Raw genomic sequence first — 11,734 nt, forward strand, 5'->3', positions numbered from 1 at the left:
AGGTCTTGAGGTCTTGAACTATTTTAATTTTTTATAAGACTATAAAAAACAGTAAAAACAATGTTGGCGGAGTGGACGGGACTCGAACCCGCGACCCCCGGCGTGACAGGCCGGTATTCTAACCAACTGAACTACCACTCCGCTGTATTGCTTTCTTCAAGTTTTACTACCTAAGTAGACGGTACTTAAACCCGTGATTTTACTTTTGAATGTTAGTATAAAAGATGTCACGCCTTTTATAGTTAGGTCATTCAAACCTTATTCTTAATTTAAACAATGTTGGCGGAGTGGACGGGACTCGAACCCGCGACCCCCGGCGTGACAGGCCGGTATTCTAACCAACTGAACTACCACTCCGCTGTATTGCTTTTGAATGTTATAATAAAAGATGTCACGCCTTTTATCGTTAGGTCATTCAAACCTTATTCTTTACTTAAACAATGTTGGCGGAGTGGACGGGACTCGAACCCGCGACCCCCGGCGTGACAGGCCGGTATTCTAACCAACTGAACTACCACTCCGCTGTATTGTTTTAAACGTTTAGTAAAACTAGGTGCTTAACCTTTGATTAATTGGCGGAGTGGACGGGACTCGAACCCGCGACCCCCGGCGTGACAGGCCGGTATTCTAACCAACTGAACTACCACTCCGCTGTATAATCAACACATTCGTCAACAAGTCGTTGAATGCGGCGAAGATAATACGGTTAAGACGCAGAGCAGTCAACCACTTTTTTAATATAATTAACTGTATGCACGTTTGATGTACAATACGGAGGAATTACATTCAAAAATGGCTTTATTTAATTGGCTATTCATCATTTTTTGTTCTTTTTTCGGCGAGATATAAAGTAAAAGACTAACGCAATAAGGACGATTCCGACGTTTGCAACAGCAATAATAATATAAGTTTGTAGATCTTTTTCACTTTTTGCGCTTTCTTGTTCGACTTTAGCTTCTTGCAACTCCATGGCTAATTGTTTAGCTTTTTCCTCTGCTAGTATAATTTTATCGGTAATAACAACATCCGCTTTGTCTACAGGGAGTGATGTCATTTCACCATTAGCATTTAGGGTCGGCATCACTAAGCCCGTTTTACTTTCTGCATTAAAGGTAAATTGTTCTAACACTAAACGGAATTCGCGGCCGTTAATTGTTTTGCCAAAAACACTCACTTGTATACGATGAACACCTGACTCGGTGTAAGCAAGTTCGTAAGTACGTAAATTTCCTTTTCCTTCCATAATAGAAAATGGTACTTCTTGACGGTCTGGAAAAATAACTTTCCCTTGAAACAAAACACTATCCATATCTACATAAGTGGGGTCGATAGTAAAGATGACCTTGTGAGACTTCCCGACTTCCATTACGGGTTCAACAGAAATGGTAATTGGTGTCTTTTGCAAAATAATGGGTTTTTGTCGTAACTCTCGAGTAGCCATCGGCATAATAACAGAGTAAATAGGTAGCCATTCACCCGGAGCAAAAGCAAGTTCAAATTCGCCGGTAAAGACACCATCCTTGGCATACTCATCTAAGTCACGGCCATCATCACGAAACTGCGCTATTTTAATGGGTTCAGCACCAAAATTATCATACGCAGAATTATTGGTACTAAAAAAATCTACATTGAGGTTAATAACGTCACGAAAGAGTGGATCGTCAATAGCTTGTTCTCCATTATAAAGGTGCCCTTCAATTTTTAAGGTTTCTCCCGAGAGGATAACCTCAGGTAAGGGGTCAACTTTAATAGTGACATCAGTGACAACCATAATGTGGCTTTGCGGTAAAATATCACCAATAGCCTGCCAAGGGCCGGGCATTGGATTTTTAATGGTGATTAAATCAAAAGTACGATCATCAAACCAAGTGATTTTATCTTTAGGTAAATTATTAATTTTAATTTTGGTGCCATCAGGGCGCACAAGTATGATGGGTGGCGTGCCACTTCTTCGATAAAATAACAGAGTTATTTCTTCAAGCAAGGCATCTATTTTAAACCGATTTTCAAAATAAGGAATAGCATTGGTAACATTATCTGATTGGTAATAATCAATTTTGGTTTGTTGTCCATAACTTGGTATAGATATCAATAGAAAGGCTACTACTATGATAATAAAAAGTTTTGACTGACCTATTTGGGCCATATTGGTTCGCTCCCTTTTTCAGCAACAATCGCTAATCTTTCACTATGCTTAATAAGTTCATCGGCAGAAGCTTGGATAACCTTTAATTTTGTTCGTTGTGCGGGTAAACGACGAATAGCATTACTGTCACCTGATTCGCTGCCTGCTGATAGATTTAACACGGACTGCTTACGCGTCATCTCTACATAAACAAACGCTAAAAGTTGAGCATCGATTAATGCACCATGATAAGTGCGGTCGACTAATTTATCGACACGATAGTAACGGGCTAAATAATCTAGGGTCTTTGGTGAACCAAATTCATCTTTTGAAACATGCAACGTATCTATAACAGTACACATATCACGAGTGTTGGGAATATTTCGCTTTAATAAAGCAAATTCATTGTCCATAAAGCCGATATCAAATTTAGCGTTATGAATAACAAGGCGTGCACCTTTAATAAATTCGATAAAGTCATCGGCGACTTGACTAAATAAAGGTTTATCACGAAGGAACTCATTGGTTAATCCGTGAATATTGATAACTTCCTGATCCATTTCAAATAATGGATTGATATAAACGTGAAAACTACGACCGGTTAACTGTCGGTTGATCATTTCAACACAGCCTACTTCAACAATTCGGTGCCCTTCCCTAGGATTAATACCCGTTGTTTCTGTATCTAATATAATTAATCGTTCATCTTGCTGTACAGCTTGTTCGTTATTCATTGTGATTTCATCACCTTTTTTTTGGGTCAGGAAGTGGCTCTGGAAACTCAGTAATATTTATTGTAAATTTTTTACTGAGATTTAACATGATTATAAGCGCTCCAACAATAATAGCTTGGGTAATTAACCATGTTAATGACAGTAAATGCCAATAAAAAAAGCCAACTAAGCAAATAATCAAATCAAAAAGTAAGGCGAAAGTGAGAATACCTTTACCATGGCGCCATGATTTTTTAACCCAACCTTTCGCATTTGGCCGCCGTAAACTTAAGACAAGGACAATAAAAACACCTAACGCCCCAGAGCCTAAGCTTAAATAAAACAATGATGTTTCAGGGTATATCCATTGAATAATACCAACACGGTCTTTCATATTGGTTACCGACATTAGCCAAACAACATAACCCCGTAAAATAAAAATCAAGGCTACGTAGACCCATTTTGATATTTTCAAACAATCAAAATTGTCAAAATCTTGCACCGAATAAGCAGAGTAATTATGTTTACTCATCAATATCATGACCGCGCTTTTTTGTATGCTCTATTCTTAAGTGCTCTTGTGCGGCGGTAATAGCTTTTACTGCTCGGGATCTAAATTCACGATAAAATAAAGTATAAACAACCAGTAAACTGGCAAAAATAAATAACGCAGGATGAAAAAACCAACACATTGCCGCAATAGAAAAATAATAAGAACGTAATCCATAATTATAAGAATGTGCGGCTTGGTCTTGTACTATTGCCATTTGTTTTGCATAGGCACGCAAGTTTTCATCTTCGCCTAACTCATCATAAGGCGCAGCACCAATCATGACATTTAAAAAGCCATACTGTCGCATAGACCAAGTAAATTGAAAAAAGGACATAATGAAAATAAAAGCTAAGACACCTAATTTTAATTGTATCGCCGCATGATTTGGAAAATCAGCATAGGGAATTGAACCTATTACCGCTTCTAAACGTTCGACTTGAGCGAATAGAGTCAATACACCGGCTAAAACCAGTAAAGTTGTTGAAGCAAAAAAAGCAATATTTCGCTCCAAATTTGCTAACAACGCAGCTTCACCAACACGAATATCTCGCGTCATTAGCTCATTCATCCAATGAATTCTATGTTGATGAAGACATCTGGCGATACAATTAGTGTTTTTTGCCTTGACACGAGCAAACCAAGTGTAACCAATCCAACAAGTTACAAAGCATATAAAGGCAAGAATATCGAGTAAAGTAAGTGGCATAATAATGAAGAACTAGATAACAGGCATTCCATTATGCAGGAGAATATTTATAGATTCGAGCTAAATTTTCTACGATTAAGCATGCAAAAAATGTTAGAAAAAACCATTAATCGTATTCCTTATACCAGTTATCGTAATTCCTTTGACAGAAAGTCTAACTTTCTTCACCATCGCCGGTAAATCTATTACTTAAGTTTACCGTCAGTATTGCAGATAAACTTTGTGCAAACACTTTCCTTTGGAGCATCAATGTTCACTGTCAAATTCAGCCATATTTTGACTATTTCCACTTTATTATTTTCTTTTCATTGTAAAGCTAACGCGCAACAGTCAACCCAAATCCCAAGGATTTCAGGTAAAATAACCATAGATGCTAAATTAGATGAAAAACAATGGCGCCATGCAAAAAAAATATTAATCAATAACGTTACTCGTCCATACGACAATATACCTAGCCAAGTTCATACCGAAGCGTTATTAATGGAAGATGGCGGTACTTTCTATATTGCTTTCATTGCTGAAGATCCCAACCCAAGCCAAATTCGAGCGTTTTACCGCGATAGAGATCAATCATGGGGTGACGATGTCGTTGGCATAAAAATTGACACTTATAACGACCAACGTTCGGCTTATCGATTTTTAGTCAACCCTTTAGGCTCTCAAATCGACGGTGTCGAAAATGAAATAACGAAAAGTGAAAGTGATTCTTGGGATGGCATCTGGGACAGTGCAGGAATAATTAACGATAAAGGCTATATAGTAGAAATGGCTTTACCCCTTCGTATGCTTAACTTTACTGAAAAATCGTCATTACAAGATTGGGGCATTGAATTAATGCGTTTTTATCCGAGAAACGAATTTTTTCGTTTCTCAAACGTCCGCCTTGAACGAGATAACGACTGTGAGTTATGCCAACTTCACACGATTGAAGGCTTTACGGGGGCAAAACAAGGCGATAACTTAACCGTTACGCCTTCACTTGTTACCGGCGTTAATGAACAAAGAGAAAATAATGAGGATTGGCAGAGTGAAACCAACACAGAAGCTAGCTTAGATGTTCGTTGGGGAATAACACCTGACTGGGTGTTGAATGCCACAATTAATCCAGACTTTTCAACAGTTGAAACAGATAATGCTCAGTTAAATATCAATAATAACTTTGCACTTTTCACCCAAGAAAAAAGACCGTTTTTTCTAGATAATGCTGATTACTTTGATTCAAATTATAACCTGATTTATACCCGAAATATTAACGCGCCAAACTACGGTGCTAAATTAACTGGTCGAGAAAATGATCACTCCTTTGGTTTATTTGTCACCGATGACGACAGTACCAATATTTTAATCCCCGGTAATAGAGGCTCTTCCATAGCGAGCATCGAAGGCGAATCAAAAGCAAGCGCTTTTCGCTATCGTTACAATTTTAACGAAAACATCACTATGGGGACCGTAAGTACCATACGTACCGCCGAAGATTATCAAAATATAGTACACAGTGTCGGCAGTCAAATTAGACTTTCAACGGCTGATGTCTTTAAGTTTCAAGCGCTTTATTCAACTACAGAATATCCTGATAACTTATTTGAGCAATTTTGTAATGCCGATGATAGCGACGATTCAAGTGAGTCAGACAATTGCCATGCGCCACCAGAAAACATTGACTGTGGCTATAGTCAATGTGATTACAATGAGCAGGTTTTACGGACCTTAAAAGATGATAAGTTTAGTGGTAGTGCCTTTAAAACAAGCTATTCTCACAATGACCGAGACTGGTATTACCGCGTAACATACGATCAGCAAAATTCTGGCTTTCGTGGTGATTTAGGCTTTATTCCTAATGTTGACTACAAGCGTTTTTCTGTTGGTGGTGATAGAAAGTGGTATGCGAAACCAGGCGAATGGTGGACGAAATTTAAAATATATTCTGATTGGGATATCACCCATAACGACAATAATGAATTGATTGAAAAAGAATTTGATATCAACGCTCAACTAAATTCAAGTATGAATTCATACTTCCGCTTTTCTTATTCAAACCGTGATTTAGTCGGTTTAAGAAAAGATAAAAGTATTTTAGCCATTGACGGTAACACCACCTTATTTACCGAAAATCAATTTTCACTCTTTGGTGAAGTTAATCCAATGCTAGGTCTATACTTTAACAGTAACTTTAAATACGGCGATGCCATTGATTACAGAAACAACCGTCTTGGCCGTACTAAACAGTGGAGTTCACAGGTAACCTTAAATGTTGATAAGCATTTAGAATTAAATATCAAACATACCTTTAATCAATTAGATGCCACTAATAATAACGTCGATGCGACCAGTAACAACGTCTTTACTGCAAGATTGACCGATTTTAGAGCAACGTACCAATTTAATGTATTAAGTTTTTTACGGTTTAGTTTTATTTATAATAATACCAACAGAAATATTAATAATTATATTTACACGGATCCCGAAGATATTACCCAAAGCAGGAAGAACGTCTCAACTGAATTGTTGTACGCCTACAAGTTGAATTCGCAAACAGTTTTCTATCTAGGCTATTCGGATAGACACTTCACCGAAGAAGATTTTAGCGACTTAAATCAAAATAAACGTAATCTCTTTATGAAGTTTAGCTATGCTTGGATGAAGTAAAAATAAATAAAAATCTCATCAGCTTTTACGTAAAGTCGCCATTTGGCGACTTTTTTATTGCCTGCTAATAATAGAGCTAGAATAATTAATGATTGTTTTAACTGCATTTTTTTGACACAATTTATCCAGAGTCACAATATAAAAATAATAAAATGTAACCCTGGAGAGAAAATGTTGTTGTTAAGAAGTAGCTACAAAGCCTTAGTAGCTAGTATATTCTTACTATTTTCACAGAATAGTTTTGCTGAACAAAATGCCCAAGAACAAACAATTAATAAAATCGATCATTTATCGATACCTTATGCTAAAACAAAAGTCACCATAGACGGCAACATCAACGAAGAGGAATGGTCTCAGGCATTATCCATAGAGCTCAACATTGTTAATTCCCCTTGGAATAATAAGCCTAGCCCAGTTAAAACCACCGCAAAAATATTTGAAAATGGCGAGACCATTTATATCTCTTTTATTGCCCAAGATCCCAACCCAGAAGAAATAATTGCCTACTTAGGTGACCGAGATACACGACTCGAAGACGATGTGGTGGGTATAAAACTCGACACTTACAACAATCGACGATTAAGTTATGAACTCTTTGTTAATCCTTACGGATCGCAAATCGATAGAATAAAAAACGAACTCACCGGTGATGTCAATTCAGCTTGGGATGGTATGTGGCAATCGTTTGGCAAAAGAACAGCGAGTGGCTATCAAGTTGAAATGGCTGTGCCCTACCATGCATTGAACTTTGCTGACACAGATGAAGAAAAAACCTGGGCAATTGAGTTTATTCGTCTCTACCCGCGCGACTCTCGCCTGCGTATATCTCATATACCGCTCGACCGAGACAATGATTGTTGGTTATGCCAAATACCTGAAGCAAAAGGTTTTAAAGATGCAAAAACCGGTAACAATTTAACAATCACGCCAGCAATAGTGGCAAGTAAAAATGATACTCGTGACATTTACGACCCACAAGATGAATGGCAAAGCGATAACGACACCGAAGCGGGCGTTGACTTACGCTGGGGTATTAATGCCAACACGCTATTAAACGTTACGGTAAACCCAGATTTTTCGACAGTAGAGTCTGATGCGGGACAACTTAGCGTTAATAAAACCTATTCCTTGTTTTATCGTGAGGCTCGCCCTTTCTTTGTAGAAAACTCAGATTATTTCTCTTCAAATTTTAATTTAGTTTATACCAGAAACATTGCCGACCCTGATTATGGTGCAAAATTAACGGGTACTAATGACAACCATACCTATGGTGCTTTTATTAGTCATGACACAGAAACTAATTTTATTGTGCCAGGGAATACCGGATCACGTTTAAAATCGTTAGATGAAGAAAGCCACTCTGGCGCATTTAAATATCGCTACGACTTTTCTGAAGACTTTTCATTAGGTGCAATTAGCACCTTAAGAAAGTCTGATAGTTATCAAAATACCGTTGCCGGTATCAATACCAAATATAAAATGGATGACTCGAATGCTATTCTTGCACAAGTTGTTCATTCAAACAGTGACAATTCAATAGAGGAGTCGACTGATTTTGCCGACCAAGCGGTCAAACTTAGTTATGAGCACAACTCGGAGTATTGGTCGGTAAGTGCTGAACATCAAAAAATAGGTAAAGATTTCCGCGCTGATTTAGGTTTTATGCCCCAAGCTGATTATCAAGATGAGAGACTATTAGTTGACCGTTTCTTTTACAGTGAAGGCGACAGCTTTTGGCAAGAAGCAAAATTGTCAGGTCAGTGGCAAATTAAACACAATGAAAATGGTGAATTGCTCGAAAAAAGTTTGGCTTCGAGTTTTACGATTGATGGCCCTAAACTTTCACAATTTGATATTATGTTTACCTATGCAGATAAAATAGGGTTACGTAAAAGTGAGTTAAATCAATTGAATGGCGGCCTCGCAGCAATTGAGTTTGATGACTCTATTGACGGTAATACCGACCGGTTTACTGAAAAGCTTTTGACTATGTTTGCGTATATAAAACCAACAAGATACCTTTATGGTGAAGTTTATTTTTCTTTTGGTAAAAAAATAGATTACCAAAATAATCGCCTCGCTGATTATCAAGAAATTTATGCGAACACTCGCCTTAACCCAACCAGTCATTTAGAGATTGATTTTTCTTATACTTATGAAACTCTCGATACGAGTCAAGGTAATGTATACGATGCGAACATAGTGGAATTAAGAGTTTCTTACCAATTTGATGTGAACAGTTATCTTAAATTAAATGTTGTTTACTACGATGTAGATAAAAATCCAGATAATAATATTTCAGCTTATTCGAACACCAATAGTGATTTATCAACACAATTAATTTATAGCTATAAGCTTAATCCACAGACAGTATTTTTCTTAGGGTATTCAGACACTAGCTATCAAGATGACGACTTAACTACGTTAAGGCGTGGTGAACGTACTTTGTTTACTAAAGTTAGTTACGCTTGGATGCCTTAGCACCTTATTAATCGATAAATAAGTTTAGTTTGATAGCGGTTATCAAACTAAACTTTATTTTACACTGCGACTTTAATAAAAGCTCTTGTCGTTGTTTGTCTACGGAAAATCAGCGCTATTCAGACGATTGATTAACACATCGTTTCATCAATTATCAACTATCAATCAAACCTTCTACCTGCCTTCTGCCATGTTCTGCAACAGTAGTAAGCGTTGTTGTTCCTGCGAAGAAGCTTGATAGGGCAAATCGCTTAAACTGTTGACTGCAAAACCTTTTATTGCATGTTCATCAATTGAACTATCACCGTACTTGGTCGGTTCACCGGGAGCAGGTGACATTAATTCAATTGAAAAAGTTGATAAGTAAAATGGCGCTTGCCTGCCTTGTAATACTGACCGGTGAGCTTTTAAATAAAGATGACTATTGCCCTTATTGAGTTTTGCTTTGCTAACTAAGTGGGCGATGGGTTGGTAATTGGCATCAAATAAATTTGCCCGCATTCTATATAGGCCTTGCTCTCTAGTGGTTAAATTAGCTTTTAATACCATATCAGCATCTTCATTGTAGGCCGGTTCAAAACTTTCTAGGGTAGCAACTGAATCAACATATTTAAGTGCTAGGGTAATATTAATATTCTTACCGTTAATTTTCGCCTTAATCGATGCTTGCAATTCTCGTGGCAAATCTCTTTTACCGGTAAAGTGTGAATGCCAGTTTTCTTCACCCTGTTCAAATTGACTAGTCAATAATACTTTACCTGTAATGATATCGACAAGTTGCAGTTCTGCGCCGGTAATATTTTCACCGGTTAGTGTCGCAAAAACGACTTCGGGATAGGTATAACGATATTTTGATAATGCGGCACTTACTTGAGTGCCATTGTCGTCGACTAACATAGATTGTGGATTAAAAAAATTAGGGGTTAAGCGGTCAAAATCTTTATCCGTTAAAGGTTGTGAATAGGGTGGAAAAGTTAACTCTGCCGCATACGCTTGTGCAACAAGTACTGCTGAATCGTTTGAAGTGATTTTATTAACTGTAGCCTCGAGCGAACTATTATTACTTGGCGGCTGTTCTGGCAAGCTAGTTGTCTTAATTGGAATTTTTTTTATCAAGGGTTCATTAACAATCGTTATTTTTTGCGGTATTGATGGCCAAAAGAGCCAAACAACAACGGCGATAGTAGATATAACACTGAATTGTTTTAACAATGATTTTTTTTTCATAACGGCTTTACTCTTTTGCCAAGACACTGTTGATTTTCCTTGATTAACCTAGAAAACCAACAGCCTTAACTATATTATTTAATTCGGAATCGCGTCATAAATGAGCGTTGACATACTGTCATCATTCGAATTTTCAACATAGAGATAATTACTTTTCCAAAGCCACCAGCCAGTCGTTTTAGTATAAGTGTCAAAGTAAATACTTTCTCCTGACAGTAGGTTTTTCTGATTACTTGCTGCCGTCACTTTACCTTGCTTTTGTGGCTCAAGTAACGAACCATGACTATAAGCTTTACCCATAAGCATTGGATAATGGTATGGCATAAAACCATTAACGGCATTACCTTGCTGTTCTATTTTACCATTTAACGCGATACCGTTACTGCAGCTACCGTATCTTGCTTGGCGATTAGCTCCGCAAGAGGAGTGCGTACCAACAACACCGTCGTCATTACCTTGAATAAATGGGCTAGTAACCCCTAAATATTCACTTGCATCACCGACAAAGCGTAGACGAGGGATCCTCGCATCTGGTAATGGTGCAAGTTGTCTAGCGTTATTGACTTTTAAGTCATTAAGTACGCCCATTTCATCGCCAAGATCGCCGCCTAACCAAGCCTCTAATGCTGCCTCAATGACAAAAGACCACGTTTCTGTACCCTCAGCAACACTTACCGCCACATCAGCAAGTTCACTACCACCACCTGCGCCAGCAATGTCAAAGGTTGCAACAATATTCAGTGGTGCTAATCCAGCATTTTCCAACCAAGTTTCTTGGTTATCTATAATATACCGTGCCACTAAATCACCGGTTGAATGTGTTACAAAGATGCAACCCGGTGTACAAAAGTTACTTTCAGAAAATGATTTCAACTTTGGCCAAACATAGTCTGTGGCTATTTTACCTTCTATTCGTTCATATGAAGGCCAGTCAATACGGGCATCACTGAGGTTATTCCAATAGCCTTGCCAGTAATTTTGCCCACTCGCCGTAACGTCACCATCAACAATAAGTTGTTGAGGCTGAAAGCCATGGATAAGTACTATTTTATATTCTTTACTGTAAGAAGCTGCTGAGCAGAATGTCAGGCAGATCCCTGCTACAACCGTTATACGTTTGATTATATTCATTATTTCCCCAAATTATTTTTAAATTTTATTTTATAATTATATTTTTACGTCTTATTTTTATTGGTACTACAACTCATCGGACGTTCGACCAGTTAAAATTGATAATAGTCCAATGACCATTTATTAGTCAATGGCTAATTATTTATAATTTT

At 37.6% G+C, this 11,734-nt stretch carries 8 protein-coding genes and 4 tRNA genes; 2 read left to right on the top strand and 10 right to left on the bottom strand.

The window, feature by feature from the left end; translation table 11 throughout:
* Positions 1-64: 64 nt before the first annotated feature.
* From H4J56_RS18815 to H4J56_RS18850, 8 genes are all read right to left on the bottom strand, one after another.
* A tRNA-Asp gene (locus H4J56_RS18815) sits at positions 65-141 on the bottom strand.
* 139 nt (positions 142-280) lie between these two features.
* A tRNA-Asp gene (locus tag H4J56_RS18820) sits at positions 281-357 on the bottom strand.
* A gap of 87 nt (positions 358-444) precedes the next feature.
* Positions 445-521, bottom strand: a tRNA-Asp gene (locus H4J56_RS18825).
* A 52-nt stretch (positions 522-573) separates the two neighbouring features.
* Positions 574-650, bottom strand: a tRNA-Asp gene (locus H4J56_RS18830).
* Positions 651-817: 167 nt separating this feature from the next.
* Positions 818-2,146, bottom strand: a complete 1,329-nt coding sequence (locus H4J56_RS18835) for a TIGR03503 family protein (protein ID WP_182216150.1) — start codon at positions 2,144-2,146, stop codon at positions 818-820.
* On the bottom strand, positions 2,134-2,859 hold the full coding sequence (gene dnaQ / locus H4J56_RS18840; protein ID WP_070376981.1) for a DNA polymerase III subunit epsilon: 726 nt from the start codon (positions 2,857-2,859) through the stop codon (positions 2,134-2,136). Before dnaQ ends, H4J56_RS18835 begins: the two co-directional genes overlap by 13 nt.
* Before the next feature lie 10 nt (positions 2,860-2,869).
* Positions 2,870-3,370, bottom strand: a complete 501-nt coding sequence (locus tag H4J56_RS18845; RefSeq protein ID WP_182216154.1) for a DUF2919 family protein — start codon at positions 3,368-3,370, stop codon at positions 2,870-2,872.
* Positions 3,363-4,097, bottom strand: coding sequence for a DUF599 domain-containing protein (locus H4J56_RS18850; protein ID WP_182216155.1), 735 nt, complete (start codon positions 4,095-4,097; stop codon positions 3,363-3,365). Before H4J56_RS18850 ends, H4J56_RS18845 begins: the two co-directional genes overlap by 8 nt.
* A gap of 249 nt (positions 4,098-4,346) precedes the next feature.
* On the opposite strand from H4J56_RS18850, the gene H4J56_RS18855 reads away from it, so the two are divergent.
* Together H4J56_RS18855 and H4J56_RS18860 are read left to right on the top strand one after the other, a co-directional pair.
* Positions 4,347-6,743: a carbohydrate binding family 9 domain-containing protein gene (locus H4J56_RS18855; RefSeq protein WP_182216157.1), complete on the top strand. Its 2,397-nt coding sequence runs from the start codon at positions 4,347-4,349 to the stop codon at positions 6,741-6,743.
* Between the two features lie 171 nt (positions 6,744-6,914).
* Positions 6,915-9,224, top strand: a complete 2,310-nt coding sequence (locus H4J56_RS18860; protein WP_182216159.1) for a carbohydrate binding family 9 domain-containing protein — start codon at positions 6,915-6,917, stop codon at positions 9,222-9,224.
* A 174-nt stretch (positions 9,225-9,398) separates the two neighbouring features.
* On the opposite strand, the gene H4J56_RS18865 is transcribed toward H4J56_RS18860, so the two are convergent.
* Positions 9,399-10,451 carry a hypothetical protein gene (locus H4J56_RS18865; protein WP_182259775.1) on the bottom strand — a complete coding sequence of 351 codons (1,053 nt, stop codon included), beginning with the start codon at positions 10,449-10,451 and terminating at the stop codon, positions 9,399-9,401.
* A gap of 78 nt (positions 10,452-10,529) precedes the next feature.
* Complete coding sequence (locus tag H4J56_RS18870; RefSeq protein ID WP_182259776.1) at positions 10,530-11,582, bottom strand: hypothetical protein; 1,053 nt, start codon at positions 11,580-11,582, stop codon at positions 10,530-10,532.
* Positions 11,583-11,734 lie beyond the last annotated feature (152 nt).

The organism is Colwellia sp. BRX8-4, assembly GCF_014077345.1.
Taxonomy (GTDB): domain Bacteria; phylum Pseudomonadota; class Gammaproteobacteria; order Enterobacterales; family Alteromonadaceae; genus Colwellia_A.

Coding starts and splice junctions, on each gene's coding strand:
- dnaQ (WP_070376981.1), bottom strand. CDS start 2,859: ATGAATAACGAACAAGCTGTACAGCAAGATGAACGATTAATTATATTA.
- H4J56_RS18845 (WP_182216154.1), bottom strand. CDS start 3,370: ATGAGTAAACATAATTACTCTGCTTATTCGGTGCAAGATTTTGACAAT.
- H4J56_RS18860 (WP_182216159.1), top strand. CDS start 6,915: ATGTTGTTGTTAAGAAGTAGCTACAAAGCCTTAGTAGCTAGTATATTC.
- H4J56_RS18835 (WP_182216150.1), bottom strand. CDS start 2,146: ATGGCCCAAATAGGTCAGTCAAAACTTTTTATTATCATAGTAGTAGCC.
- H4J56_RS18855 (WP_182216157.1), top strand. CDS start 4,347: ATGTTCACTGTCAAATTCAGCCATATTTTGACTATTTCCACTTTATTA.
- H4J56_RS18850 (WP_182216155.1), bottom strand. CDS start 4,097: ATGCCACTTACTTTACTCGATATTCTTGCCTTTATATGCTTTGTAACT.
- H4J56_RS18870 (WP_182259776.1), bottom strand. CDS start 11,582: ATGAATATAATCAAACGTATAACGGTTGTAGCAGGGATCTGCCTGACA.
- H4J56_RS18865 (WP_182259775.1), bottom strand. CDS start 10,451: ATGAAAAAAAAATCATTGTTAAAACAATTCAGTGTTATATCTACTATC.